This window comes from Pseudomonas gingeri (assembly GCF_013386165.1).
GTDB lineage: Bacteria > Pseudomonadota > Gammaproteobacteria > Pseudomonadales > Pseudomonadaceae > Aquipseudomonas > Aquipseudomonas gingeri_C.
On the sequence record NZ_JACAOS010000016.1, the window covers coordinates 148,237 to 172,673 of the forward strand.

24 protein-coding genes are annotated in these 24,437 nt (G+C 62.6%); 15 read left to right on the forward strand and 9 right to left on the reverse strand.

The window, feature by feature from the left end; all coding sequences use genetic code 11:
- Positions 1 to 43 precede the first annotated feature (43 nt).
- From eutC to exaC, 4 genes are all read right to left on the reverse strand, one after another.
- Positions 44 to 874 (reverse strand): ethanolamine ammonia-lyase subunit EutC, encoded by an 831-nt coding sequence (gene eutC / locus HX866_RS17005; RefSeq protein ID WP_177140138.1) that lies wholly within the window; start codon positions 872 to 874, stop codon positions 44 to 46.
- On the reverse strand, positions 871 to 2,265 hold the full coding sequence (locus tag HX866_RS17010; RefSeq protein ID WP_177095825.1) for an ethanolamine ammonia-lyase subunit EutB: 1,395 nt from the start codon (positions 2,263 to 2,265) through the stop codon (positions 871 to 873). Before HX866_RS17010 ends, eutC begins: the two co-directional genes overlap by 4 nt.
- Positions 2,266 to 2,487: 222 nt before the next feature.
- Positions 2,488 to 3,858 carry an ethanolamine permease gene (gene eat / locus HX866_RS17015; protein WP_177095827.1) on the reverse strand — a complete coding sequence of 457 codons (1,371 nt, stop codon included), beginning with the start codon at positions 3,856 to 3,858 and terminating at the stop codon, positions 2,488 to 2,490.
- Positions 3,859 to 4,085: 227 nt separating this feature from the next.
- Positions 4,086 to 5,606: an acetaldehyde dehydrogenase ExaC gene (exaC, locus tag HX866_RS17020; RefSeq protein ID WP_121135010.1), complete on the reverse strand. Its 1,521-nt coding sequence runs from the start codon at positions 5,604 to 5,606 to the stop codon at positions 4,086 to 4,088.
- A gap of 428 nt (positions 5,607 to 6,034) precedes the next feature.
- On the opposite strand from exaC, the gene HX866_RS17025 reads away from it, so the two are divergent.
- The 4 genes from HX866_RS17025 to HX866_RS17040 all read left to right on the forward strand — a co-directional run bounded on the left by HX866_RS17025 (position 6,035) and on the right by HX866_RS17040 (position 10,289).
- The gene (locus tag HX866_RS17025; RefSeq protein ID WP_177140139.1) at positions 6,035 to 7,951 is read left to right on the forward strand and encodes a sigma-54-dependent Fis family transcriptional regulator; all 1,917 of its coding nucleotides are present in this window, start codon (positions 6,035 to 6,037) and stop codon (positions 7,949 to 7,951) included.
- A 79-nt stretch (positions 7,952 to 8,030) separates the two neighbouring features.
- Positions 8,031 to 9,380, forward strand: coding sequence for a UDP-N-acetylmuramate:L-alanyl-gamma-D-glutamyl-meso-diaminopimelate ligase (gene mpl / locus HX866_RS17030; protein WP_177095831.1), 1,350 nt, complete (start codon positions 8,031 to 8,033; stop codon positions 9,378 to 9,380).
- Positions 9,377 to 10,009, forward strand: coding sequence for a flavin prenyltransferase UbiX (gene ubiX, locus HX866_RS17035; protein ID WP_100941544.1), 633 nt, complete (start codon positions 9,377 to 9,379; stop codon positions 10,007 to 10,009). Before mpl ends, ubiX begins: the two co-directional genes overlap by 4 nt.
- Positions 10,002 to 10,289 carry a YceK/YidQ family lipoprotein gene (locus HX866_RS17040; protein WP_177140140.1) on the forward strand — a complete coding sequence of 96 codons (288 nt, stop codon included), beginning with the start codon at positions 10,002 to 10,004 and terminating at the stop codon, positions 10,287 to 10,289. The genes ubiX and HX866_RS17040 overlap by 8 nt, the downstream gene beginning before the upstream one ends.
- Before the next feature lie 203 nt (positions 10,290 to 10,492).
- On the opposite strand, the gene HX866_RS17045 is transcribed toward HX866_RS17040, so the two are convergent.
- The 3 genes from HX866_RS17045 to HX866_RS17055 form a co-directional block, all read right to left on the reverse strand.
- Positions 10,493 to 11,134 (reverse strand): NAD(P)H-binding protein, encoded by a 642-nt coding sequence (locus tag HX866_RS17045; RefSeq protein ID WP_177095835.1) that lies wholly within the window; start codon positions 11,132 to 11,134, stop codon positions 10,493 to 10,495.
- Positions 11,135 to 11,161: 27 nt separating this feature from the next.
- Complete coding sequence (locus HX866_RS17050) at positions 11,162 to 12,880, reverse strand: C13 family peptidase (protein WP_177103338.1); 1,719 nt, start codon at positions 12,878 to 12,880, stop codon at positions 11,162 to 11,164.
- A 102-nt stretch (positions 12,881 to 12,982) separates the two neighbouring features.
- A complete protein-coding gene (locus HX866_RS17055; RefSeq protein ID WP_100941540.1) occupies positions 12,983 to 13,438 on the reverse strand; it encodes a MaoC family dehydratase in 456 nt (151 codons plus the stop codon).
- 163 nt (positions 13,439 to 13,601) lie between these two features.
- Here HX866_RS17055 and HX866_RS17060 point away from each other — a divergent pair, with 163 nt between their 5' ends.
- The 5 genes from HX866_RS17060 to HX866_RS17080 all read left to right on the forward strand — a co-directional run bounded on the left by HX866_RS17060 (position 13,602) and on the right by HX866_RS17080 (position 16,044).
- Positions 13,602 to 13,964, forward strand: a complete 363-nt coding sequence (locus HX866_RS17060; protein WP_177095839.1) for a CidA/LrgA family protein — start codon at positions 13,602 to 13,604, stop codon at positions 13,962 to 13,964.
- Entirely contained in the window at positions 13,961 to 14,677 is a 717-nt protein-coding gene (locus HX866_RS17065) for an LrgB family protein (RefSeq protein WP_177095842.1), read from the forward strand. The genes HX866_RS17060 and HX866_RS17065 overlap by 4 nt, the downstream gene beginning before the upstream one ends.
- A 10-nt stretch (positions 14,678 to 14,687) precedes the next feature.
- Positions 14,688 to 15,278 carry an LON peptidase substrate-binding domain-containing protein gene (locus HX866_RS17070; RefSeq protein ID WP_177095844.1) on the forward strand — a complete coding sequence of 197 codons (591 nt, stop codon included), beginning with the start codon at positions 14,688 to 14,690 and terminating at the stop codon, positions 15,276 to 15,278.
- Positions 15,279 to 15,461: 183 nt separating this feature from the next.
- Positions 15,462 to 15,710: a cold-shock protein gene (locus HX866_RS17075; RefSeq protein WP_177140141.1), complete on the forward strand. Its 249-nt coding sequence runs from the start codon at positions 15,462 to 15,464 to the stop codon at positions 15,708 to 15,710.
- A 100-nt stretch (positions 15,711 to 15,810) separates the two neighbouring features.
- On the forward strand, positions 15,811 to 16,044 hold the full coding sequence (locus HX866_RS17080) for a cold shock domain-containing protein (RefSeq protein WP_177095848.1): 234 nt from the start codon (positions 15,811 to 15,813) through the stop codon (positions 16,042 to 16,044).
- Here HX866_RS17080 and HX866_RS17085 read toward each other — a convergent pair.
- The gene (locus HX866_RS17085) at positions 16,038 to 17,354 is read right to left on the reverse strand and encodes a bifunctional DedA family/phosphatase PAP2 family protein (RefSeq protein WP_177140142.1); all 1,317 of its coding nucleotides are present in this window, start codon (positions 17,352 to 17,354) and stop codon (positions 16,038 to 16,040) included. The two genes, HX866_RS17080 and HX866_RS17085, sit on opposite strands and share 7 nt — an antisense overlap.
- A 172-nt stretch (positions 17,355 to 17,526) precedes the next feature.
- Complete coding sequence (locus tag HX866_RS17090; RefSeq protein WP_177103351.1) at positions 17,527 to 18,213, reverse strand: DNA-3-methyladenine glycosylase; 687 nt, start codon at positions 18,211 to 18,213, stop codon at positions 17,527 to 17,529.
- A gap of 181 nt (positions 18,214 to 18,394) precedes the next feature.
- On the opposite strand from HX866_RS17090, the gene HX866_RS17095 reads away from it, so the two are divergent.
- From HX866_RS17095 to rodA, 6 genes are all read left to right on the forward strand, one after another.
- Positions 18,395 to 19,666 carry a glutamate-5-semialdehyde dehydrogenase gene (locus HX866_RS17095; protein ID WP_177125431.1) on the forward strand — a complete coding sequence of 424 codons (1,272 nt, stop codon included), beginning with the start codon at positions 18,395 to 18,397 and terminating at the stop codon, positions 19,664 to 19,666.
- 16 nt (positions 19,667 to 19,682) lie between these two features.
- Positions 19,683 to 20,357 (forward strand): nicotinate-nucleotide adenylyltransferase, encoded by a 675-nt coding sequence (gene nadD, locus HX866_RS17100; RefSeq protein WP_177096924.1) that lies wholly within the window; start codon positions 19,683 to 19,685, stop codon positions 20,355 to 20,357.
- Between the two features lie 70 nt (positions 20,358 to 20,427).
- Positions 20,428 to 20,922 carry a ribosome silencing factor gene (gene rsfS, locus HX866_RS17105; protein ID WP_100941530.1) on the forward strand — a complete coding sequence of 165 codons (495 nt, stop codon included), beginning with the start codon at positions 20,428 to 20,430 and terminating at the stop codon, positions 20,920 to 20,922.
- Positions 20,923 to 20,931: 9 nt separating this feature from the next.
- Positions 20,932 to 21,399, forward strand: coding sequence for a 23S rRNA (pseudouridine(1915)-N(3))-methyltransferase RlmH (gene rlmH, locus HX866_RS17110; protein ID WP_040071182.1), 468 nt, complete (start codon positions 20,932 to 20,934; stop codon positions 21,397 to 21,399).
- 9 nt (positions 21,400 to 21,408) lie between these two features.
- The gene (mrdA, locus tag HX866_RS17115; RefSeq protein WP_177095855.1) at positions 21,409 to 23,295 is read left to right on the forward strand and encodes a penicillin-binding protein 2; all 1,887 of its coding nucleotides are present in this window, start codon (positions 21,409 to 21,411) and stop codon (positions 23,293 to 23,295) included.
- A 38-nt stretch (positions 23,296 to 23,333) separates the two neighbouring features.
- Positions 23,334 to 24,437 carry a rod shape-determining protein RodA gene (rodA, locus tag HX866_RS17120; protein ID WP_177096925.1) on the forward strand — a complete coding sequence of 368 codons (1,104 nt, stop codon included), beginning with the start codon at positions 23,334 to 23,336 and terminating at the stop codon, positions 24,435 to 24,437.

Sequence of the window (24,437 nt, forward strand, 5' to 3'; positions counted from 1 at the left end):
CGATGCTGCCCAAAGCGCGGGAAAAGCGCAATCCGGATGACGGTCAGTCTTGGGGCGGGCCCAGTAGGAAGTTGCCGTTTGAATGGACATCCGAATCACTCTCCAGCGTTTGCACTTGAGCCTCGTCCTTGAGATTGACCCCCGATAATTGTCGGCGGCAGGCTTCTTTCATCAAATACAGCAGTTTGTGTGCGGCCATGCCGTAACTCATGCCCTCCAGACGCACGTTGGAGATGCAGTTGCGGTAGGCGTCGGTCAGGCCGACCTTTGGATTATAGGTGAAATACAACCCCAGGCTGTCTGGTGAGCTCAGGCCCGGGCGTTCGCCGATCAGGATCACCACCATTTTCGCTCCCAGCAGTTCGCCGACCTCATCGGCGACCGCCACGCGGCCCTGTTCCACCAGGACGACCGGCGACAGCGACCAGCCTTCGGCCTCGATCTGTTCTTCCAGGCGGGTCAGAAATGGCACCGTATGGCGATGCACGGCGAGTGCCGAGAGGCCGTCGGCCACGACGATGACCAGATCGACACCGCCGGGATGGGTCAGCGCATGCTCGCGTAGCTGCTGGGCCGAGGTGCTGTTGAGCTTGCGGCCCAGGTCCGGGCGTTGCAGGTAGCTGTGGCGATCATCGGCGGCGCTGTGCAGCAGCAAGGTGTCTCGCCCGCGCTCGGCCAGTTGTGCGCTCAAACCCGCATGGTCGAAGGGCAGATGCACGGCGTCGCGGGCCTGGGCGTGGGCGAACTGGAAATCCAGCTGCGCGCTGGTGGGCAGGCTGGTGCCGGTGCGACCCAGGGCAATCCGTGCCGGGGTCAGGCGGCGCAGTTCCAGCCAGGGGTTTTCGCTGTCGATCTCTTTGGCCATGTCGTTCATCCGAGCTGCGCCAGTGCCTGGCGAAATGCCGGGGGCAAGCTGTTGCCAAAATGCACCTTGCCGTCAGCCTGAGTAAAGATGCCCATCTTCGCCAGCCACTGTTCGAACTCCGGCGCCGGCTTGAGGCCCAGGGTCTGGCGGGCGTAGAGAGCGTCGTGAAAGGATGTGGTCTGGTAGTTGAGCATGATGTCGTCGGAGCCGGGAATGCCCATGATGAAGTTGATCCCGGCCACGCCCAGCAGGGTCAGCAGGTTGTCCATGTCGTCCTGGTCGGCTTCGGCATGGTTGGTATAACAGATGTCGCAGCCCATGGGCACGCCCAGCAGCTTGCCGCAGAAATGGTCTTCGAGGCCGGCGCGGATGATCTGCTTGCCGTTGTAGAGGTATTCCGGGCCGATAAAGCCGACCACGGTGTTGACCAGGAAGGGTTTGAAATGCCGGGCCACGGCGTAGGCGCGGGTTTCGCAGGTCTGCTGGTCGACGCCGAAGTGGGCGTTGGCCGACAGCGCGCTGCCCTGGCCGGTTTCGAAATACATCAGGTTTTGCCCGAGGGTGCCGCGATTCAGGCTCAGGCCGGCGTCGTAGCCTTCCTGCAGGACGCTCAGGCTGATGCCGAAACTGGCGTTGGCCGCTTCGGTACCGGCAATCGACTGGAACACCAGGTCCAGGGGCACGCCGCGGTTGATCGCCTCGATGGAGGTGGTGACATGGGTCAGCACACAGGCCTGGGTCGGGATTTCGTAGCGCTGGATGACCGCGTCGAGCATGTGCAGCAGGTCGCAGATCGAGGTCAGGCTGTCGGTGGCCGGGTTGATGCCGATCATGGCGTCGCCGTTGCCGTAGAGCAGCCCATCGAGGACGCTGGCGGCGATGCCGGCCGGATCGTCGGTGGGGTGGTTGGGTTGCAGGCGGGTCGACAGGCGACCGCGCAGGCCCAGGGTGCCGCGGAATTTCGTCACCACGCGGATCTTCTGGGCGACCAGTATCAGGTCCTGGACGCGCATGATCTTCGAGACGGCGGCGGCCATTTCCGGGGTCAGGCCTGGGGCCAGGGCGCGCAGGCTCTGTTCGTCGGCGGTGTCGCTGAGCAGCCAGTCGCGCAGGCCGCCGACGGTCAGGTGGCTGACGACGGCGAAGGCCTGTTTGTCATGGGTGTCGACGATCAACCGGGTGACTTCGTCGGATTCGTAGGGGATCAGCATTTCTTCGAGGAAATGCTTGAGGGGAATATTGGCCAGGGCCATCTGCGCGGCGACCCGCTCGCCGTCGTTGAGGGCGGCGACCCCGGCCAGGAAGTCGCCGGAACGGGCCGGACTGGCCTTGGCCATGACGTCCTTGAGGCTGTCGAAGCGATAGGTCTGGGCGCCGACGGAATGGGCGAATGTGGCCATGGGGCGGTGTCCTCCTGAACCTTTAGCAGTAGTGAATATACCCCCTCCCTTTGTAGGAGCGAGCTTGCTCGCGAAAAGTCGTCAACGATAATGCGGGATATCTGGATAACCGCAGTGTGGCCGCCATTTTTCGCGAGCAAGCTCGCTCCTACAGGGGGACGGGGTTGTGTTCTTGCATTTGAATGGCGCACACGCCGGGCCATGGGCCCGGCATGGTGCAACTCAGTTACCCGTGAGCATAGCGTCCGCCGGTGCTTCCGAGCGCTGATGGGCGGTCAATTGGAAGTAGATGAAGCCCACCACCATGAAGCCCAGGAAAATCAGGCCGATCAAGGTGTTGAACCAGGCCATCGCCACCAGGCAGACCACGGCCAATGCAAGAGCGATGCCGGGTACGATCGGATAGCCCGGCGCGCGGAAGCTGCGCTCCAGGTTCGGCTCGGTTTTACGCAGTTTGAACAAGCTCAGCATGCTGATGATGTACATCACGATGGCGCCGAATACCGACATGGTGATCATCGCTGCCGTCAGGCTCATGCCCTGCAGGTTGACCAGGCCGTCGCTGTAGATCGCCGCGATGCCGACGACACCGCCGGCCAGGATGGCCCGGTGCGGGGTCTGGAAACGTGACAGCTTGGCCAGCGAACGCGGCAGGTAACCGGCCCGGGCCAGGGCGAAGAACTGCCGCGAGTAGCCGAGGATGATCCCGTGGAAGCTCGCCACCAGGCCGAACAGGCCGATCCACACCAGCATGTGCATCCAGCTGGAATTGTTGCCGACCACCGCTTTCATCGCCTGGGGCAATGGGTCGTTGATGTTCGACAACTGGCGCCAGTCGCCGACGCCGCCTGCCATCACCATCACGCCGAGGGCCAGGAACACCAGGGTCAGGATGCCGCCGACATAGGCTTTGGGAATGGTGCGCTTGGGGTCCTTGGCTTCTTCGGCGGCCATGGCGGCGCCTTCGATGGCGAGGAAGAACCAGATCGCAAAGGGGATCGCGGCGAAGATGCCCGGGATCGAGTCGATGCTGAAGGTGGTTGAGCCGGACCAGCCATTGAGCACGAAATTACTGAAGCTGAAGCCTGGCGCGACCACGCCCATGAACACCAGCAACTCGGCGACCGCGAGCACCGTCACCACCAGTTCGAAGGTGGCGGCGATACTGACACCAAGGATATTCAGGCCCATGAACACCCCATAGGCGCCGACGGCGGCGAGGCGCGGGTCGAGGTCCGGGTACTGGACATTCAGGTAGGCGCCGATGGCCATGGCGATGGCCGGTGGGGCGAAGACGAATTCGATCAGGGTGGCGATCCCGGCGATCAGGCCGCCACGCTCACCAAAGGCCCGGCGGCTGTAGGCAAAAGGCCCGCCGGCGTGGGGAATCGCAGTAGTAAGTTCGGTGAAGCTGAAGATAAAGCAGGTGTACATGGTCGCCACCAGCAGGGTGGTGACGAGAAAACCCAGGGTACCGGCGGTGCCCCAGCCATAGCTCCAGCCAAAATACTCGCCGGAAATCACCAGGCCCACGGCAATGCCCCAGAGGTGCAGGGTCCCGAGGGTAGGTTTGAGTGCGGTTTGTGTTGTCATAAGTCCTCGCTTGTCGTTTTTATTGTTGGATGGAACGGACTTTCGGTGTTGTAGATGTGAATGACGCGCACGCAGGGTCTGGGCCGAAGTCGCCAGGGTTTGGGTAGGCGTTGTTAGTCGGGGCGCTTCGCGAGCAAGCTCGCTCCTACAGGGGGGGATGTACGCAAAATGGCGTACCAATACGGTCCCTTGTAGGAGCGAGCTTGCTCGCGAGGCAGTCTCAGGGTTTAGAAGAACCCAAGTGGATTGATGTCATAGCTCACCAGCAGGTTCTTGGTCTGCTGGTAATGATCGAGCATCATTTTGTGGGTTTCACGGCCCACGCCGGATTTCTTGTAGCCACCGAACGCGGCATGCGCCGGGTACAGGTGATAGCAGTTGGTCCACACACGACCGGCCTTGATCGCCCGGCCCACGCGGTAGGCACGGTTGATATCACGGGTCCACAGGCCCGCACCGAGGCCGAACTCGGTGTCGTTGGCAATCGCCAGGGCTTCGGCTTCGTCCTTGAAGGTGGTGATGCTCACCACCGGGCCAAAGATTTCTTCCTGGAACACGCGCATCTTGTTGGTGCCCTTGAGCAGGGTCGGCTGGATGTAATAGCCGGTAGCCAGATCGCCCTCGAGTTTCTGCACCTGGCCGCCGGTCAGCAACTGCGCGCCTTCCTGCTTGGCGATTTCCAGGTAGGAGAGGATCTTGTCGAACTGCTGCTCGGAAGCCTGGGCGCCGACCATGGTGTCGGTGTCCAGCGGGTCGCCACGTTTGATCTGCTCGACTTTCTTCATCACCACTTGCATGAACTCGTCGTAGATCGACTCTTCAATCAAGGCGCGGGACGGGCAGGTGCAGACTTCGCCCTGGTTGAAGAACGCCAGTACCAGGCCTTCGGCGGCCTTTTCGATAAAGCTCGGTTCGGCTTTCATGATGTCGGCGAAGAAGATGTTCGGCGATTTGCCACCCAGCTCCACGGTGGACGGGATGATGTTCTCGGCCGCGCATTTCATGATGTGCGAACCGACCGGGGTCGAGCCGGTGAAGGCGATCTTGGCGATGCGTTTGCTGGTGGCCAGGGCTTCGCCGGCTTCTTTGCCGAACCCTTGCACCACGTTCAGCACGCCGGGTGGCAGCAGGTCGCCGATCAGTTCCATGAGCACAGTGATGCCCAGTGGCGTCTGCTCGGCCGGTTTGAGCACCACGCAGTTGCCGGCGGCCAGGGCCGGGGCGAGTTTCCAGGCGGCCATCAGGATCGGGAAGTTCCACGGGATGATCTGCCCGACCACGCCCAGCGGTTCATGGATGTGGTAGGCCACGGTGTTGCCGTCGATTTCCGCGGCGCTGCCTTCCTGGGCCCGCAGGCAGCCAGCGAAGTAGCGGAAATGGTCAGCGGCCAGCGGGATGTCGGCGTTGAGGGTTTCGCGCACGGCCTTGCCGTTGTCCCAGCTTTCGGTAATCGCCAGGGTTTCCAGGTTCTGTTCGATACGGTCGGCGATTTTCAGCAGCACCAGCGACCGCGCCTGGACCGAAGTGGCGCCCCAGGCATCGGCGGCGGCATGGGCGGCGTCGAGGGCCTTGTCGATGTCCTTGGCGTTGGAACGAGGGAATTCGGCGATGGCCTTGCCATTGACCGGAGAAGTATTGGTGAAGTACAGGCCGTCGACAGGCGCGACGAATTCACCGTTGATGTAGTTGCCGTACTTGGACTTGAACGAAACGATGGCGCCGGCAGTACCAGGGTGGGCGTAACGCATGGTGTGTGTCTCCTTGGCTATTGTGCTTATAAGGGAGTACGCGGGGCTAGGCCCTAGCGCTTGATAAGCGTAGAGCAAAGGTCGGGCCAGTGCGTCGTGGACCGGGCGCCAGAGCCTTTGGTCAGGTTGGGCGGTGACGTAGGACGGTACTGTTGCGACAGGGTTGATACAGCCGGGGTGACAGTTTGTACCGTGGTTGGCACAGCCTGTGACTCGACGGTCGTGGGATGATTGCATTGCTCGCGGTGCTGGAGGATGCTGGGCATTCAGACGAACGTGCACGGAATTTCGGACACCATGCACCCTGTAGGAGCGAGCTTGCTCGCGATGGTCGTCAACGATAACGCAGGGAGCCTGATACCCCGCGGTGTCTAGACGTTCATCGCGAGCAAGCTCGCTCCTACAAGGATGGGGGAGAATAATAAGAAATGCAGAACAATCATCTGAGTCGCCACGCCCAGCAGGTGCTGACCGTGACCCAGGGCAAGGCCCGCCCGGGCGGGCCCGGCAGTGACCCGTCGATCGCCCGCTCCTGGCTGCGCTGCCTGGAGGACTATCACCTCGACCCCGCGCTGAGCATCGCCCCCACCGTGCTCGAACACGGTCGGCTGCTGGAAAGCCGCGAGCGCTTGCGCCAGGTCCTGCAAATCGCCGGCAATGAAATGACCAGCCTGCATCAGCAACTCTCCGGTGCCGGTCACGCGGTGCTGCTCACCGACGCGCGCGGGGTGATCCTCAACTGCGTTACCGCTCCCGCCGAACGGAAGATTTTCGAGCGCGCCGGCCTCTGGCTCGGCGCCGATTGGAGTGAGGCCTGCGAAGGCACCAACGGCATCGGCACCTGCCTGGTGGAGCGCCAGTCCCTGACTATCCATCAGGATGAACACTTCCGTGGTCGCCACACGGGCCTGACCTGTTCCGCCAGCCCGGTCTTCGATCCCCAGGGCGAATTGATGGCGGTACTCGACGTCTCGTCGGCCCGCCCGGAAGTCTCCCGCCAGAGTCAGTTCCACACCATGGCGCTGGTCAACCTCTCGGCGAAGATGATCGAGAGCTGCTATTTCCTGCGGCACTACGACAACCACTGGTTGCTGCGCTTTCACTTGCAGGCCGAGTCGGTGGGGCTGTTCAGCGAGGGCTTGCTGGCGTTCGACGGCGAAGGGCGGATCAGTGCGGTCAACCAGAGTGCCCTGAACCTTCTGGGGCAGGGCCGCAGCGGCTTGCTCGGCCAACCGGTGGAGGCGTTCTTCGATTGCTCGCTGGATGAACTGCTTGGCCGCGCCAGTGCCCAGGCCAGCGCCAGTTGGCCGCTACGGAGCCGTGATGGCCGTGCCCTGTTCGCGGTGTTGCGCGGCCAGTCGCGCAGCGTGCCCAAGGTGCTGGTGCCGGCGCCGGCAGCGTTGGCGCGACCGAAGCTGTCGAATATCTGCCTCGGCGATCCGGCCTTGCAGACGGATTTTCGTCGGGCACTGCGGGTCTTCGAACGCGATGTGCCGTTGTTGATCAACGGCGAAACCGGCTCGGGCAAGGAAGCCTTCGCCAAGGCCGTGCACCAGGCCAGCCAGCGCGCCGATAAAGCCTTTGTCGCCCTCAACTGCGCGGCGATTCCCGAGAGCCTGATCGAAAGCGAGCTGTTCGGTTATCGCGGCGGCAGCTTTACCGGCGCCCGCAAGGAAGGCATGCGCGGCAAGTTGCAACAGGCCGATGGCGGCACGCTGTTTCTCGATGAGATCGGCGATATGCCGCTGGCGCTGCAGACCCGTTTGTTGCGGGTACTGGAGGACCGTCAGGTGGTGCCCATCGGCGGCGAGCCGGAGGCGGTCAATGTGCGGATCATCAGCGCCACGCACCGTAACCTGATGAACCGGGTCGGCGACGGCAGCTTCCGCGAGGACCTGTACTACCGGCTCAATGGGCTGGAAGTGGGGTTGCCGGCGCTGCGTGAGCGCAGTGACAAGTCGCAGTTGCTGGATTTCCTGCTGGCGGAAGAGGCCGGAGAGCAACAGGTGCTGATTGATGCCGGGGCGCGTCAGGCGCTGCTGGCGTTCGAGTGGCCGGGCAACGTGCGGCAGATGCGCACGGTATTGCGCACGCTGGCGGCATTGTGTGAGGACGGCCGGATTGGCCTTGAGGATCTGCCGGCGCTGATCCGCCAGGCGCGGCCGAGTCTGGTCGTGGTGGCGGTTGATGAGCCGTCTGCACATCCCCTCGAAGACGCCGAGCGCCAGGCCTTGTTAAATGCCCTGGAGCAACAGCGCTGGCACATGACCCACACGGCCGAGCAACTGGGGGTCAGCCGCAATACCTTGTATCGCAAGCTGCGCAAGCACGGGATCGCCCGCTAGACCCGGTTTGGCGGTGAAACACCAGGTGCGATTTCCCACGCCCTGGGCTAACCTGCGACCAAGTTTTACGAGGTCGACTATGCACATTCATATTCTGGGTATCTGCGGTACGTTCATGGGTTCGATGGCTGTCCTGGCCAAGGAACTGGGCCATCACGTCACCGGTTCCGATGCCAACGTCTATCCGCCCATGAGCACCCAGCTCCAGGCCCAGGGCATCGAGCTGACCCAGGGCTACGATCCGGCACAACTCGATCCGGCCCCGGACCTGGTGGTGATCGGCAATGCCATGTCCCGTGGCAATCCGGCGGTCGAGTACGTGCTGAACAAGGGCCTGCCCTATGTTTCCGGTCCGCAGTGGCTGGCGGACCATGTGCTGCAAGGCCGCTGGGTCCTGGCCGTGGCCGGCACCCACGGCAAGACCACCACCAGCAGCATGCTCGCCTGGGTCCTGGAGCATGCCGGCATGAGCCCGGGTTTCCTGATCGGCGGTGTGCCGCAGAATTTTTCGGTGTCGGCCCGCCTGGGCACGACGCCGTTCTTCGTGATCGAAGCCGACGAGTACGACAGCGCCTTTTTCGACAAGCGCTCCAAGTTTGTCCACTACCGTCCGCGCACCGCGATCCTGAACAACCTGGAGTTCGATCACGCGGATATCTTCCCGGATCTGGCGTCCATCGAGCGACAGTTCCACCATCTGGTGCGGACCATTCCGAGCGAAGGGCTGGTGATCCATCCGACCACCGAGCCGGCCTTGCAGCGCGTGATCGAAATGGGCTGCTGGACCCCGGTACAGACCACCGGCGTCGGCGGTCAGTGGCAGGTCAAGCTGCTGAGCGAAGACGGCTCGCGTTTTGAAGTGATGTTCGAAGGTGTGGCCCAGGGCGTGGTTGAGTGGGACCTGACCGGTCAGCACAACGTCGCCAATGCCCTGGCCACCCTGGCGGCGGCGCGGCATGTCGGCGTGGTGCCGGCCATGGGCATTGCCGCCCTGAGTGCGTTCAAGAGCGTGAAGCGGCGGATGGAAAAGGTTGCCGAAGTCCACGGCGTGACGATCTACGATGACTTCGCCCACCACCCGACCGCGATCGCCACCACACTCGATGGCCTGCGCAAGAAAATCGGCGACGCGCCATTGATCGCCATTATCGAGCCGCGCTCCAACTCGATGAAGCTCGGCGCCCACCGTGACGGCTTGCCGGACAGCGTGGTCCAGGCCGATCAGGTGATCTGGTATGCGCCGGCCAACCTCGGTTGGGACCTGGGGGCCACGGCGGCACTCTGCTCCGTGCCGTCCATCGTCAGCGACTCCCTGGAAGGCATCATCGAACGGGTGAAAAGCCAGGCCAAACCCGGGACCCACGTGGTGATCATGAGCAACGGCGGCTTTGGTGGCCTGCACGGCAAACTGGCCGAGGCGCTGCAATGAACAACGGACCGGAACGCATCACCCTGGCGATGACCGGCGCTTCCGGCGCGCCCTATGGCCTGCGTCTGTTGGACTGCCTGGTGCGCGAGGATCGCGAGGTGCACTTCCTGATCTCCAAGGCCGCGCAGTTGGTGATGGCCACCGAGACCGACGTGGCGCTGCCGCCCAAACCGCAGATGATGCAGGCCTTCCTCACCGAATACACCGGCGCTGCCGCAGGGCAGATTCGGGTGTATGGCAAGGAAGACTGGATGTCGCCGGTGGCCTCGGGCTCCGGCGCGCCGGCGGCGATGGTGGTGGTGCCGTGTTCCACCGGGACCTTGTCGGCCATTGCCACGGGGGCCTGCAACAACCTGATCGAGCGGGCGGCGGACGTCACCCTCAAGGAGCGCCGCCAACTGATCCTGGTGCCGCGCGAGGCGCCGTATTCGAGCATTCACCTGGAGCACATGCTCAAGCTGTCGAATATGGGCGTGACGATCCTGCCGGCGTCGCCGGGCTTTTATCACCAGCCGCAGACCATCGATGACCTGGTGGACTTTGTTGTGGCGCGGATTCTCAATCTGTTGAATATCCCCCAGGACATGCTGCCGCGTTGGGGCGAGCATCATTTGAGCAGCGATGAGTAAGCCGCTGCTTTGCCTGTTGCTGGTGCTGCAACTGGCCGGTTGTGCGACCGTGCGGACCCTGGATGCCGGCAAGACCGGGGCACCCGTGGTGTATTCGGGCATGCGCCTGGATCTGTATGCGTTGCAGGGCGGTTGTTGCGCTTATGACCGGTTTGGGGCGCAGGCGCCGAGTTATCCCGGGGTGGATCTGCCGGCCAGTGCGTTGCTGGATACGCTGTTGTTGCCGCTGTCGGTGTTGACGGTATTGGGCGTGGGGTATCAGGCGACCGGGGGGTTGTAGTCGTACAGGTGGTTTTTGTGAGAGGGCAAGTTCTGACGCCGTTCAGTTAAGGGCGTTCGAAATCTTGTGGCGAGCGGGCTTGCCCGCGTTGGGCTGCGAAGCGGCCCTAAAACCAGTGATCGCAGCGTGTCAGTTAGAACGCGATGATCGATTTTGCGACTGCTTCGCAGCCGAGCGCGGGCAAGCCCGCTCGCCACAGTTGTTTATTTGCCCAACCGGCGCAATTCATCCGACTCGATAATCCGCACCCCATCCTGCTCTTCCAGCGCCAGGCGCCACAGCGCCCGCGCCAGTTGACAGGCTTCGATACCGCGATATTTTCCCGGAATCAGCTTCGACAGCGGTGCCGCCAACTGTTCCGCCAGGCGCGGCTCAACCCGCTCACCCAGCAGCAACGAAGGCCTGGCGATGGTCAGCTGTGGCCAGTTCTGCGCGCGCAGTGATTGTTCCATCTCGCCTTTGACCCGGCTATAGAACACCTTGGATTTCGGATCGGCATCGATGGCACTGACCACGATCAGATGCCGCGCGCCCATTTCCCGCGCGCGCTTGCCGAAGGCCACGACCATGTCATGGTCCACGGCGCGGAAGGCTTCTTCGGAGCCCGCCAGCTTGATGGTGGTGCCCAGGCAGCAGATCGCCAGGTCGACACGGCCGCTCAGTTGCGGCAGGAAAACCGTTGGATCACCGACCGGATTTTCCAGGTGCGGATGGGCGGCCAACGGTCGGCGCGAGGGCGCGAGTACACGGGTAACCGTCGGCTCGTTGAGCAGGCGATCAAGTAGATGTTCACCGGTCAGACCGGTGGCTCCAGCGAGCAGGATGTGCTGAGGCGTCAAGTACATAAAATACCTCCCTTGATACAGTTCAGCTTAGTTGCTCTTGGCAGTCTTGTTGTCTGCGGAAGCGCTTTGCAAGGCTTTTCTTGCCTGTTGTTTGCGCAACGCCTGCCAATGGGCAAGCACTCCCTTGGGGGCCCAGATCTGCGGTTCCGAGGCTTCGAAGTTGTCCGCCTGTTCGCGCTCGGCGACATGGGCCTTGGCCAGGGCGAAGGCTTGTTGCAGGTCGTCGGTCTGGTTCAGTGCCTGGGCGAACAGTGCGTCGCCAAAATAGGTGAAATCCGCTTCCTCGGAACAGCCGAAGGACACTCGGTCAGCGCGGGACGCGGTCATGATCAAGGTCCTTTCATCCTTGAGCGCGGGGATAAAGCCGCCGGAGTAGCAGGCGGAAATCACGATGACTTTGTCACGGTTTTTCAGGGGCGCCAGCGCCGAGGCCAGTTCGTCGGCCGGCAGGTCGGCCAGCTCCAGGCGCGGCTGATCCAGCACAAACTCGTGCTCATGGGTGCCATGGCTGGTCAGGTAGATAAAGATCAGGTCTTCCGGTCCGCTGCGCTCGGCCAGGGTCTGGGCGGCGCGGCGCAGGTTTTCGCGGGTCGCCATCGGGCGATCGCCGAGGTGGTCACGGTGGTTCACCAGGCTGATCTGGCCATAGGCGCCGAAGCGGGTGGCGAGCATCTGGCTGACGTAGTCGGCCTCGCGCATGAACACGCTTTGTTTGCCGTCACCGGCCAGCACCAGGCTGTAGAGTTCGATGGCCGAGGTCGAGGCCGGCACGGCGGCCAGGGCTTTTTCCAGCAGCGGGCCCTGGGCCAGCAGGCCAAGTTCCAGCAGGTCGGGCAGCAGCTTGCCGTCGGCATCGCGAACCCGCTGGCCGTTGGTCCAGGTGCCGCTTTGCACGCTGCCGTCGGCGAGGATCAGGCTGCCGCTGCCGTTGTAGGTATCGCTGGCGAACTCGCCGATATAGACGCTGCCGTCGCCCAGGGTCAAATGGCCCCGGCCGTTGAAGCGCCACTCGCTGAACTCGCCGCGATAGTGGCTGCCGTCGACACCGATCAGTTGGCCCTTGCCGCTGAGCACGCCTTCCTTGAATTCACCGATCCAGACATCGCCATCGGCGTTTTCGTAGCGGCCCTTGCCATTCAGCTGGTTACGCTTGAAGCCGCCGGCATATTGGTCGCCGTCGGCACTGTTGAAGGTGCCGACCCCTTCCAACTGGCCATTGACGAAGTGGCCGGTGAACAAATTGCCGTTGGCATCGCTGCGCTGGCCCTCGCCATTGGGCTTGCCGTGGGCGAATTCGCCCTGGTATTGGCTGCCGTCTTCCAGTTCCAGATGGCCGAGGCCCGAGTACTGGTCGTCCTTGAATTCGCCACGGTAGGTCATGCCGGCTTCTTTGAGCGTGCCTTCGCCGTCGCGCCGGCCCTGTTTGAAGCCGCCGGTGTAGTTGCTGTCGTGGACGGTCAAGGTGCCCTGGCCGTGGAACAGGCCTTGCTGGAACTGGCCCTTGTAGACCTCGCCATTGCTGCCATGCCACTCGCCGTCGCCTTGCCACTGGCCATGGTCGAACTGGCCGGCGTACCAACTGCCGCTGGGGTAGTCGATACGGCCCTGGCCTTGCAGCAGCCCATTGACCACTTCGCCGCGATAGCGACCGCCGTCCGGCAGACGGGCGTCTGGCGGCAATAGCGATTCGCCATCACCGCAGGCGGTGAGCAGCAGGGTCAAAGCAAGGGGTACGAGTGGGCGCATAACGGGATCCGGGTAATTAGGGGACCGAGTATGCCGTAGCAATATGGCGTGTCCAGTGTCCTGCACGAAACAGAGTGCACTCTGTTTCGTGAGTACGCGGTATCAGACGAAGCAGAGTGACAGGGGTTCGGCGATATAGGCGGGTTTTTCCTGACCTTCGATCTCCAGCGTAGCGGTGGCCTTGAGCAGCCATTGGCCCGGTTTTTTCTCGGTGACCTCGGTCAGCGCGACCTTGAGGCGGACCCGCGAGTCAACTTTCACCGGCTGGATGAAGCGCACGCTGTCCAGGCCGTAGTTGACGGCCATCTTCAAGCCTTCGGGCATGATGAAGATGTCTTCCATCAGTTTCGGAATCAGTGACAACGAGAGGAAACCGTGGGCGATGGTGCTGCCGAACGGCGTTTGCGCCGCCTTGACCGGGTCGACATGGATGAATTGATAATCGCCGGTGGCTTCGGCAAACAGGTTGATCCGTGCCTGGTCGATGGTGAGCCATTCGGAATGTCCGAGTTCCTTGCCGACATAATCGTTGAGCTGCGCTACAGGTACATAGGGCATTGACACACTCCTTGGTCTATCGAGTTATCGGGCCTCGGGTTGCAGCCCTTGGCATCCACTGTAGATCATCATGGGACATGTGCCGGGTCAAGCCACCATACCTTTGGCGAATGGCGGCGTATGGGCATGCTTATAATGCGGGCATCTTCAGGGGAGAGTTCGGATGTTGTTACGCGGCCTGACCTGGCTGGTGCTGTTTCAGTTGCTCGGTACAGCCCTCAATCATTTGTGTGTGCCGGTGTTACCGGGACCGATTATCGGCCTGCTGTGCTTGCTGGTGTTTTTGATGGTGCGCGGTGAAGTCAGTGCGCCGCTGAGCGAGGCGGCCTCCAGTTTGTTGCGTTATCTGCCGCTGTTGCTGGTGCCGCCAGCGGTGGGGGTCATGGTCTATGCCCGGCAGATCGCTGCGGACTTTTGGGCGATTGTCGGCGCGCTGGTTTTGTCGGTGCTGATTTCCATGGCGTTCGCCGGCGTGTTGATGAATGCCCTGGTCAAGCGTCATGCCCGGCGCGGAGAGCGCCCATGAACCTCGACTGGCAGGGCGCCGGGGCGGCGGTGATCCATCATCCGTTGTTCGGCATCGGCATCACCCTGGGCGCCTATCAACTGGTGCTGGTGGGCTTCGAGAAAACCCGCTGGGTTTTCCTGCAGCCGGTGCTGGCCTCGATGGCGTTGGTGGTCGGTATCCTGTTGCTCTGCGGCCTGGAGTACGCCGAGTACCGCAGGAGCACCGAGATTCTCGGTATTCTGCTGGGGCCGGCGACGGTGGCGCTGGCCGTGCCGCTGTACCTGAACCTGCGGCGAATCCGGCAGTTGTTCTGGCCGATTTTTACTACGCTGGTGATTGGCGGGACCCTGGCGACGGGCTTGGGGGTGTTGCTCGGCTGGCTGTTCGGTGCTGAGCCCATGATCCTGATGACGCTGTTGCCCAAGTCGGTGACCTCGCCCATCGCCATGCTGGTGGCCGAGCAGATCGGCGGGGTGGCCGCCCTGGCGGCGGTGTTCGTATTGATCACCGGGGTGATCGGCGCCATTGCCGGGCCCTGGCTGCTGACGCGGTTGGGTGTGCACACGGCGGAAGCCCGGGGCATGGCCCTGGGCATGACCGCCCATGCGGTGGGTACCTCGGTGGCCTTGCAGGAAAGTGAAGAGTGCGGCGCCTTCGCGGCGTTGGCGATGAGCCTGATGGGCGTGGCCACGGCAGTCTTTCTGCCGTTGGCGGTAACTTTGGTGGTTTAAGGAAATCGTTATGAGCCTGGCGTTGTTTCCCCTGAACACCGTGCTGTTTCCCGGTTGTATCCTCGATCTGCAGATTTTCGAGGCGCGGTACCTGGACATGATCAGCCGCTGCATGAAACAGGGCAGCGGTTTTGGCGTGGTGTGCATTCTTGAAGGCCAGGAGGTCGGCGATGCGCCGGAAGGCTTTGCCCTGGTCGGCTGTGAAGCCACGATCCGCGATTTCCAGCAGCAGGATAACGGCCTGTTGGGCATTCGGGTCGAGGGCGGCCGGCGTTTCCGGGTACTCCACAGCGAGTTGCAGCGCGATCAACTGACGGTTGCCGAGGTCGAGTGGCTGGATGAGGTTCCCGAGCAGCCGTTGCAGGACGAGGACGAGGACCTGGTGGCGCTGCTCAAGGCGCTGGCCGAACACCCGATGGTCGCGGCCCTGAACATGGGCACCGAGGCGACCGGGCAGCAATCACTGGCCAATCAGCTGGCCTATCTGCTGCCGTTTTCCGAACTGGACAAGATCGATCTGTTGGAGCTGGACGATCCTCAACAGCGCCTGGATGCGATTCAGGTGTTATTGGACGAATTGCAGGGCGAGTTGTTTGCTTGAGTGGGTCCATGTAATGACATGGAATAACCGTTATATAAAAATAATCTGAAAACCTGTCAGAAATGACAGTAGCCCGACGGGCGCAATGGATCCAGGATTGAACGGCAGAAATATGGAAAGCTCGTAGGACGAAAGTTGTCCACGGACGAGCTTTTCGTCATTCAGTGACTGGGAATATTGGAAATGTCAGAGCATACGGAACACAAAGAACACTCGTCGGACCACGAGCACAAAACAGGTACGGTCAAGTGGTTCAATGATGCGAAGGGGTTCGGGTTTATCACGCCAGAAGATAACTCCCCGGATCTTTTTGTGCATTTCAAATCCATCATGGGGACCGGTTTTAAAACGCTCACCGAAGGGCAGAAAGTCAGGTTCAAAGTCGTTAGAGGGCAGAAGGGGCTTCAGGCAGACGACGTTCACGTGGTTTGAGCTTCTGCCGCGAAGAGACAGCGGTCCTCACATCTCCCGGACGGCCGAACCTCATCTGTTCGGTTTCGGGCGTGCGTCTTCCTTTTTGGGAGAAACAGTCATGGATAAGCACGGCGAAGAACGTTATGACACCGCCCGGGGCGGTATCGGCGTGATCACCGCACATGTGGACGGACGCGAGCTTTTCTTTCATGTGAAATCCGCTGCTGACGGTGGGCCGACCTTGAAGGCCGGCGACACCGTGGCGTATGACGTCGTGCAGGGCGCGGATGGGCGGTTCTATGCCATCAATCTTGAAGTCGTTGAAGCTGATCCGCCCGAAACGCCTCAATAGGCATATCGCCCGATCTCATGCTGCAAATGCCACAGCGCGTGACACCCATAGATGGCCACGGCAGCCGGCAGGATCAGCCACCAGGCCCGCGGTGGCATGGCCGGCAGCGGCATGAAGCGCTGGCTGAGGCTCAGGCTGGCGGCGAGCACCGTGATGGCGAGCAGGGCGCCGGCGAGGATATCGGTGGGCCAGTGTGCGCCCAGGTACACCCGTGACAACGCGATCATCAGCGCCGGCAGGCAACCGAGCAACAGCCAGGTCACCCGCATCCGTGGCGGTTGCTCACGCCCGGCCAGCACCGCGAGCATCAGGAATAAGGCGAACGAGCCCGAACTGTGGCCGCTGGGCATGCTGAAACTGGTGATCGGCTCGGCCAGGACTTCCGGGCGCAGGCGCGCGAAGAAGTATTTTGCGGCGGTGTTGCCCAGCGCCGTGACGGCCAGGGTGGCGCCGAAAAACAGCCCCTGGCGCCACTGGCGGGCGAGAAACAGCAGCGCGGTCAGCACCCCGGCCACGATGAACTGGATACGGAAGTCGCCGAGGCGGGTGGCGATCACCGCCGCCATGTCCAGCGCTTTGTCGCGATGTTCCTGTACCAGTGCCATCAAGCCCTGGTCGAAGGCCTTGAGGTGCGGGTAGCCGATAAGCAGGGCAATCAGCAACGCCAGGCTCAGGCCGGAAATCAGCCAGGTAGCCCTGGGATGGCGCTTCACGCTGCAATGGATGCACAGTCCGATCAGCGCGAGGACTCCGGCTGCAACCACGCCGGTCTGTGACCAGAAGCCTTCGGGCAAGGGCAGGCGGATGGCCGCGCCGGTGGCCCAGCCCGGTAGCAGGTAGACCACCGACCAGCCTACGCCGGCGATCAGGCTGACGCCGATAAAGCGCGGAAACGGCATGTCGCACATGCCTGCGATCATCGGCAGCATCGGGCGCAGGGGGCCGATAAAGCGTCCCACCAGCAGGCTGGCGATGCCATAACGCTGGAAATAGCTTTCGGCGCCGTTTATCCATTGCGGGTGGCTGCGCAGGCCCGGCAGGCGTCGGATGTTCTGGTGGAAGCGGCGGCCCAGGGTGTAGGAGATCACATCACCGAGCAAACCGCCGATGAACCCCAGCAGCAGGGTTTCTCCCAGGGGCAGGGCGCCACTGCCGGCCAGCACGGCGATGGCGAATAGTGTCACCGTGCCCGGCACGATGCTCCCGATAATGGCCAGGCATTCGAGGCAGGCGACGAGGACAATCGCCAGACCCAGCCATTGTGGGTTGGCTGTCAGCCAGCCGGTGATGCTATCGAGCCATGGGCCCATCGTTGAATTCCTTTTTCAGGTGAAACAAAAATATTCAATATCGCGCTCCCTGTGGGAGCTGGCTTGCCAGCGATGAGGCCAGCAAGTCTTGTATCGATTATCCGACCGCCATCGCCAGCAAGCCGGCTCCCACAATAGGTTTTGTGTTCGCAAGGGGCATAGGTGGCGTTCTTCAGTTGTGCAAAACGTAATCGCGGCCTTCGACCTGCCCCCGCCGGAGTGGATTGCGTGTGCACCAGGCCGCATGGCTGGCATCGACGAAGCGGTACATCAGGTGTTCGTCACGCCCGCCGGGAATGCCCAGGCGGGTGGTCTGGATGATCGGCGTCACCTGGATACCGACATCCTCGACCACCAACCCTTGCGGGTCGAAGCGCTTGGCGTCCCACATCGGCACCTTGAGTCCGAGGGCCTTGCACAGCAGGGTTTGCCCGGCGCAGAGCTTCTGTGCGGGGCGCGCCGTGCCATTGGCCGCCGGATTGTTCAGCAGCATCTGCGCCAGGCTGGCCGGGCCGGACAGTTCGTCGACCCACGGATAGGCGGATTTGATCAGCACCGCGTTGCCCGGCCCGTGGGCGCTGAAGTTCAGCGAATCGCCGCCGCGGGAGTAATACATATAGATATGTCCGCCATCCAGAAACAAAGCCTTACGCTTTTCTGTATAGCCGAGGGAGGCATGACTGCCTTTTTCTTCGAGGTAATAGGCTTCGGTTTCGATGATCCGCGCCGCCAGCCAGAGATCGCCGACCTTGTGGCGGACGACTTTACCCAGCAGTTCACGGGCGAGCAGTTGTGCGTCGCGGTCGAAAAAGGTGTCGGGCAGTGCGTTCGGCAAGGGCGCTAGGGCGGGACTGGGCATTGTGGGCGCGAGACGGTTGATAGCTGGTCGGAGGGCAAGCATAACGTTTTATGCCTTAATCGCGTCTGAACACCGACTATTTACCCTCCATTTCGACCATCCGCCCGGCACCGCTGTCCGTGAGGCGGCGCGACAGCTATAATCAGCCGCTTTCCTCTTTGCCAAGTCCCCCCTTAGAGCCATGACTGAGTCCGTTCTCGACTATATGACCCGTCTGGGTCGCGCTGCCCGCGAGGCTTCCCGCGTGATCGGCCGTGCCAGCACCGCGCAGAAGAACCGCGCCCTGCTGGCCGCCGCCACGGCGTTGGACGCTGCCCGCGGCGAACTCAGCGCCGCCAACGAACTCGATCTGGCCGCCGCCCGCGCCAATGGCCTGGAGCCGGCGCTGGTTGAACGTCTGGCCCTGACCCCTGAGCGCATCGACGGCATGATCGTCGGCCTGCGCCAGGTGGCGAGCCTGCCGGACCCGGTGGGGGCGATCCGCGACATGAGCTACCGGCCGTCGGGGATTCAGGTCGGCAAGATGCGCGTGCCCCTGGGGGTGATCGGCATCATCTACGAGTCGCGGCCGAACGTGACCATCGATGCCGCCAGCCTGTGCCTCAAGTCGGGCAACGCGACCATCCTGCGCGGCGGCTCCGAGGCCATTCATTCCAATCGTGCCATTGCCGCCTGCGTCCAGCGCGGCCTGGACGAGGCCGGTCTGCCGGCGGCGGTGGTGCAGGTGGTGGAAGTCACCGACCGCGCCGCTGTCGGTGCGCTGATCAGCATGCCCGAATACGTCGATGTGATCGTGCCGCGTGGCGGCAAGGGCCTGATCGAACGGGTCAGCCGCGACGCGCGGGTGCCGGTGATCAAGCACCTGGATGGCATCTGCCACGTGTATGTCAGCGCCCACGCCGACCTGGCGAAGGCCCGCGATATCGCCTTCAACGCCAAGACCTATCGTTATGGCATCTGCGGCGCCATGGAAACCCTGCTGGTGGACAAAACCGTCGCCGCCGAATTCCTCCCGGCCATGGCTGAACGCTTGCGCGCCAAGGGCGTCGAGTTGCGTGGTTGCGAGCGCACCCGTGCGGTGATCGAGGCCATCGCGGCAACGGAAGAAGACTGGAGCACCGAATACCTGGCGCCGATCCTGTCGATTCGCGTCGTCGACGGTCTGGACGCGGCCATCGAGCACATCAATCATTATGGCTCGCACCACACCGATGCCATCGTCACCGAAAACCTGGCGCAGTCCCGGGCATTCATGGCCGAAGTCGATTCCAGTTCGGTGATGATCAATGCCCCGACCTGCTTCGCCGACGGCTTCGAATACGGATTGGGTGCCGAGATCGGCATTTCTACTGATAAGCTGCACGCCCGCGGCCCGGTAGGGCTCGAAGGCCTGACCTGCGAGAAGTACATCGTGGTCGGCGACGGGCAGTTGCGCGGTCAGGCTGCGGTCTGATCGAGTGAGCAAACGTCTGTCAGCCGTCGTCAGCCCGCGCCAGGTTTCGCCCCGGCGTATTGGCGTGCTCGGCGGAACCTTCGACCCGGTGCACATCGGCCATTTGCGCAGTGCCCTGGAAGTCGCGGAACTGATGGATCTCGATGAGTTGCGCCTGACCCCCAGTGCCCGGCCGCCCCATCGCGATACGCCGCAGGTCTCGGCCATTGATCGATTGGCGATGGTCGATTGCGCGGTGGCCGGCGTGAGCCCGCTGGTGGTGGACGACCGCGAGCTGCAACGGGACAAACCGTCCTACACGATCGACACCCTGGAACTGATGCGCGCCGAGTTGGCCGCTGAAGACCAGTTATTCTTGTTGTTGGGCTGGGACGCATTTTGCGGCCTGCCCACGTGGCACCGCTGGGAAGAGTTGCTCCAGCATTGCCATATCCTGGTGCTGCAACGCCCGGATGCCGACAGCGAACCGCCGGATGCCTTGCGCAACCTGCTGGCCGCGCGCTCGGTCAGCGACCCGAAGGCCCTGCCGGGGCCTGGCGGGCATATTACATTCGTCTGGCAGACACCCCTCGCGGTGTCAGCCACCCAGATCCGTCAACTGCTGGCCAGCGGTAAGTCGGTACGTTACCTGGTGCCTGACGCGGTCCTGGCCTATATCGATGCGCACGGGCTGTACCGTGCGTCGAACTGAAAAGGCGCGCTTGAAAGCACGAACAGTCGTGTATTGAAGCGCCCGAACATATGAGCAAAACGAGTTTTATATGACCAACAACGACGTAAACAAAGTAAAGCGCAAAGGTACTTTCAAGAGTGCTCCGCTGCCTGAGAAAGTCCTCAGCGGCGAGCCCCTCAAGGGCGAAGAGCTGGTCAAGGTCGCCGTCGCGGCCCTCGAAGACGTCAAGGGCCAGGACATCCTGGTGATCGACGTTCGCGAAAAGCAGAGCATCACCGACTTCATGATCATCGCCACCGGTACCTCCAACCGCCAGATCGGCGCGATGCTGGACAAGGTCCGCGAAGCGGTCAAGGCCCTGGGCATCAAGCCGCTGGGTGAAGAAGGCAAGGGCGACAGCGACTGGGTCCTGTTGGACATGGACGATGTGATCGTCCACATGATGACCGCCAGCGCCCGTCAGTTCTATGACCTGGAACGCCTGTGGCAGGGTGCCGAGCAGAGCCGTTCGGCCAGCGCTGCACACCACAGCCCGGAAAACACCCATGAGCATTTCATCAAGCTCAACAAAGATCAGGAATAAGGTGGCGTTGTGCGCCTGCGCCTGATTGCTGTCGGTTCGCGTATGCCCAAGTGGGTGGAAGAGGGTTGGCACGAGTATGCCAAGCGTCTGCCATCCGAGCTGGCGCTGGAACTGGTGGAAATTCCGCTCAACACCCGGGGCAAGAACGCCGACGTGACGCGTTTTATCCGTCAGGAAGGCGAGGCCATGCTGGCCAAGGTCGGTCCCAACGAGCGGATCGTCACGCTGGAGGTCCATGGCAAGCCGTGGAGCACCGAGCAGTTGGCGGTCGAGCTGGATCGCTGGCGGCTGGATTCGCGCACGGTCAACTTCATGGTCGGCGGCCCCGAGGGGCTGGCGCCGGAAGTCTGTGCGCGGGCCGATCAACGCTGGTCGCTGTCGCCGCTGACCTTGCCGCACCCGCTGGTGCGGATCCTGATCGGTGAACAGCTGTATCGCGCCTGGACCGTGCTGTCCGGGCACCCTTACCATAAATAAGCCTGCCGAATGACCCAGCCGATTCGCCTCAAGGACCACGAGAAAGACGCCCGTCTGGTGCGTAACCGTGTCGTGGTCGGCGCAATCGTGGTGGTGGCGCTGATCGGCGTGCTGATCGCCCGGTTGTATTTTCTCCAGGTGATCCAGTACGACTATCACTCGACCAAGTCGGAGAACAACCGTGTCCATGTGCAGTCGATTCCGCCAAGCCGTGGCCTGATCTACGACCGCAACGGCCTGGTGGTGGCGGATAACCGACCCAGTTTCAGCTTGAGCGTCACCCGTGAACGCTCGGGTGACTGGCGCCAGGTGCTGGATGTGCTGGTGGAGGTGCTGCAGCTCGCCCCGGAAGATCGCGTGCTCTTCGAAAAACGCGTGCGCCAGGGGCGGCGGCCGTTCGAGCCGGTACCGATCCTGTTCGAGTTGACCGAGGAACAGATCGCCCGGGTGGCCGTGAACCAGTTCCGCCTGCCCGGTGTCGAGGTGGTGGCGCAATTGGTCCGCCATTATCCCCAGGGGGCGCATTTTGCGCACTCGGTGGGCTACATGGGACGGATCAACGAGGCCGAGCTCAAGACCCTCGACCCGGTGAACTACAGCGGCACCCATCATATCGGCAAGACCGGCATCGAGCGTTTCTACGAAGCTGAGTTGCATGGACAGGTCGGTTACGAGGAAGTCGAGACCAACGCCCGTGGACGTATCCTGCGGGTGCTCAAGCGCACCGACCCGGTGCCGGGCAAGGACATTGTCCTGAGCCTGGACATCAAGTTGCAGGAAGCCGCCGAAGAAGCCCTCGGCGGTCGGCGTGGCGCCGTGGTGGCGTTGAACCCGGCCACCGGCGAAGTGCTGGCGATGGTCAGCCAGCCCAGTTTCGACCCGAACCTGTTTGTCACCGGAATCGGCTTCAAGGCCTATGCCGAGTTGCGCGACTCCATCGACCGGCCACTGTTCAACCGGGTGCTGCGCGGCCTCTATCCGCCAGGTTCGACCATCAAGCCAGCGGTGGCGATTGCCGGGCTCGACAGTGGCGTGGTCAACGCCACGACGCGGGTCTTTGACCCCGGTTACTACGAACTGCCCAACTACGATCACAAATACCGTAACTGGAACCGCACCGGTGATGGCTGGGTGGACCTGGACACGGCGATCATGCGTTCCAACGACACCTACTTCTATGACTTGGCGCACAAGCTGGGCATCGACCGGCTGTCCACCTACATGAACAAGTTCGGCCTGGGCCAGAAGGTCTCCCTGGACATGTTCGAGGAATCGCCGGGGCTGATGCCTTCGCGGGAATGGAAGCGCGCCACCCGACGCCAGGCCTGGTTCCCGGGCGAAACGCTGATTCTCGGGATCGGCCAGGGCTATATGCAGGCCACGCCGCTGCAACTGGCCCAGGCCACGGCACTGGTGGCGAACAAGGGCGTGTGGAATCGACCGCACCTGGCCAAGACCATCGAAGGCCAGAAGCCGCAGGATCAGGATCCGATGCCGGATATCGTCCTGCGTAATCCCTCCGATTGGGAAAAGGTCAGCCACGGCATGCAGCAAGTGATGCACGGCGCCCGTGGCACTGCGCGCAAGGCGGCCGCCGGCTCGCAGTACCTGATTGCCGGCAAGAGCGGCACGGCCCAGGTCGTGGCGATCAAGCAGGGCGAGAAGTACGACCGCTCGAAAGTCCAGGAACGCCACCGTGACCACGCCCTGTTCGTCGGCTTCGCGCCGGCCAACAACCCGAAAATTGCGGTGGCGGTGATGGTCGAGAACGGTGAGTCCGGCTCCGGCGTCGCCGCGCCGGTGGTTCGCCAGGTCATGGACGCCTGGTTGCTCGGCCCGGATGGCAAGCTCAAACCCGAATATGCCGACTCAACCCCCTTGCAGGTGATGCCTTGATCGCCAATTTCGACCGCATCCTCTCCAGCGAGGATGTGATGCGCCGCCGGGCTACCTTGTTGCAACGCATGCACATCGACGGCCCCTTGCTGATCCTGCTGCTGACCCTGGCGGCCGGTAGCCTGTTCGTCCTTTATTCGGCCAGCGGCAAGAGCTGGGACCTGCTGATCAAGCAGGCCACCTCCTTCGGCATCGGCCTGGTCTCGATGTTCGTGATTGCCCAGCTCGAGCCGCGCTTCATGGCGCGCTGGGTGCCACTGACCTACGTGCTGGGGGTGATGCTGCTGGTGGTGGTGGATGTCATGGGCCACAACGCCATGGGCGCCACGCGCTGGATCAACATTCCGGGGGTGATCCGCTTCCAGCCGTCGGAATTCATGAAGATCCTGATGCCGGCGACCATCGCCTGGTACCTGTCCAAGCGCACCCTGCCGCCGCAGCTCAAGCACGTAGCGATCAGCCTGATGCTGATCGGCGTGCCGTTTATCCTCATCGTCCGCCAGCCCGACCTCGGCACCTCGCTGCTGGTCCTGGCCGGCGGTGCGTTCGTGCTGTTCATGGGCGGCCTGCGCTGGCGCTGGATCATCAGCGTGCTGGCGGCGGCGATCCCGGTGGCGGTGGGCATGTGGTTCTTCATCATGCACGACTACCAGAAACAGCGGATCCTGACCTTCCTCGACCCGGAAAGCGATCCGTTGGGCACCGGCTGGAACATCATCCAGTCCAAGGCCGCCATCGGTTCCGGCGGCGTCTTCGGCAAGGGCTGGCTGCTGGGGACCCAGTCGCACCTGGACTTCCTGCCGGAAAGCCACACCGACTTCATTATCGCGGTGATGGGCGAAGAGTTCGGCCTGGTGGGTATCTGCGCCTTGCTGTTGCTCTACTTGCTGCTGATCGGTCGCGGGCTGGTGATCACCGCCCAGGCCCAGACGCTGTTCGGCAAACTGCTGGCCGGCAGCTTGACCATGACGTTTTTTGTGTATGTTTTCGTCAACATCGGTATGGTCAGCGGTCTGCTGCCGGTGGTGGGGGTGCCATTACCCTTCATTAGCTACGGCGGAACTTCGCTGGTGACACTGCTGTCAGCGTTTGGGGTTTTGATGTCGATCCATACCCACCGCAAGTGGATCGCGCAGGTTTGA

Coding starts and splice junctions, on each gene's coding strand:
- eutC (WP_177140138.1), bottom strand. CDS start 874: ATGAACGACATGGCCAAAGAGATCGACAGCGAAAACCCCTGGCTGGAA.
- HX866_RS17010 (WP_177095825.1), bottom strand. CDS start 2,265: ATGGCCACATTCGCCCATTCCGTCGGCGCCCAGACCTATCGCTTCGAC.
- eat (WP_177095827.1), bottom strand. CDS start 3,858: ATGACAACACAAACCGCACTCAAACCTACCCTCGGGACCCTGCACCTC.
- exaC (WP_121135010.1), bottom strand. CDS start 5,606: ATGCGTTACGCCCACCCTGGTACTGCCGGCGCCATCGTTTCGTTCAAG.
- HX866_RS17025 (WP_177140139.1), top strand. CDS start 6,035: ATGCAGAACAATCATCTGAGTCGCCACGCCCAGCAGGTGCTGACCGTG.
- mpl (WP_177095831.1), top strand. CDS start 8,031: ATGCACATTCATATTCTGGGTATCTGCGGTACGTTCATGGGTTCGATG.
- ubiX (WP_100941544.1), top strand. CDS start 9,377: ATGAACAACGGACCGGAACGCATCACCCTGGCGATGACCGGCGCTTCC.
- HX866_RS17040 (WP_177140140.1), top strand. CDS start 10,002: ATGAGTAAGCCGCTGCTTTGCCTGTTGCTGGTGCTGCAACTGGCCGGT.
- HX866_RS17045 (WP_177095835.1), bottom strand. CDS start 11,134: ATGTACTTGACGCCTCAGCACATCCTGCTCGCTGGAGCCACCGGTCTG.
- HX866_RS17050 (WP_177103338.1), bottom strand. CDS start 12,880: ATGCGCCCACTCGTACCCCTTGCTTTGACCCTGCTGCTCACCGCCTGC.
- HX866_RS17055 (WP_100941540.1), bottom strand. CDS start 13,438: ATGCCCTATGTACCTGTAGCGCAGCTCAACGATTATGTCGGCAAGGAA.
- HX866_RS17060 (WP_177095839.1), top strand. CDS start 13,602: ATGTTGTTACGCGGCCTGACCTGGCTGGTGCTGTTTCAGTTGCTCGGT.
- HX866_RS17065 (WP_177095842.1), top strand. CDS start 13,961: ATGAACCTCGACTGGCAGGGCGCCGGGGCGGCGGTGATCCATCATCCG.
- HX866_RS17070 (WP_177095844.1), top strand. CDS start 14,688: ATGAGCCTGGCGTTGTTTCCCCTGAACACCGTGCTGTTTCCCGGTTGT.
- HX866_RS17075 (WP_177140141.1), top strand. CDS start 15,462: ATGTCAGAGCATACGGAACACAAAGAACACTCGTCGGACCACGAGCAC.
- HX866_RS17080 (WP_177095848.1), top strand. CDS start 15,811: ATGGATAAGCACGGCGAAGAACGTTATGACACCGCCCGGGGCGGTATC.
- HX866_RS17085 (WP_177140142.1), bottom strand. CDS start 17,354: ATGGGCCCATGGCTCGATAGCATCACCGGCTGGCTGACAGCCAACCCA.
- HX866_RS17090 (WP_177103351.1), bottom strand. CDS start 18,213: ATGCCCAGTCCCGCCCTAGCGCCCTTGCCGAACGCACTGCCCGACACC.
- HX866_RS17095 (WP_177125431.1), top strand. CDS start 18,395: ATGACTGAGTCCGTTCTCGACTATATGACCCGTCTGGGTCGCGCTGCC.
- rsfS (WP_100941530.1), top strand. CDS start 20,428: ATGACCAACAACGACGTAAACAAAGTAAAGCGCAAAGGTACTTTCAAG.
- mrdA (WP_177095855.1), top strand. CDS start 21,409: ATGACCCAGCCGATTCGCCTCAAGGACCACGAGAAAGACGCCCGTCTG.
- rodA (WP_177096925.1), top strand. CDS start 23,334: ATGCGCCGCCGGGCTACCTTGTTGCAACGCATGCACATCGACGGCCCC.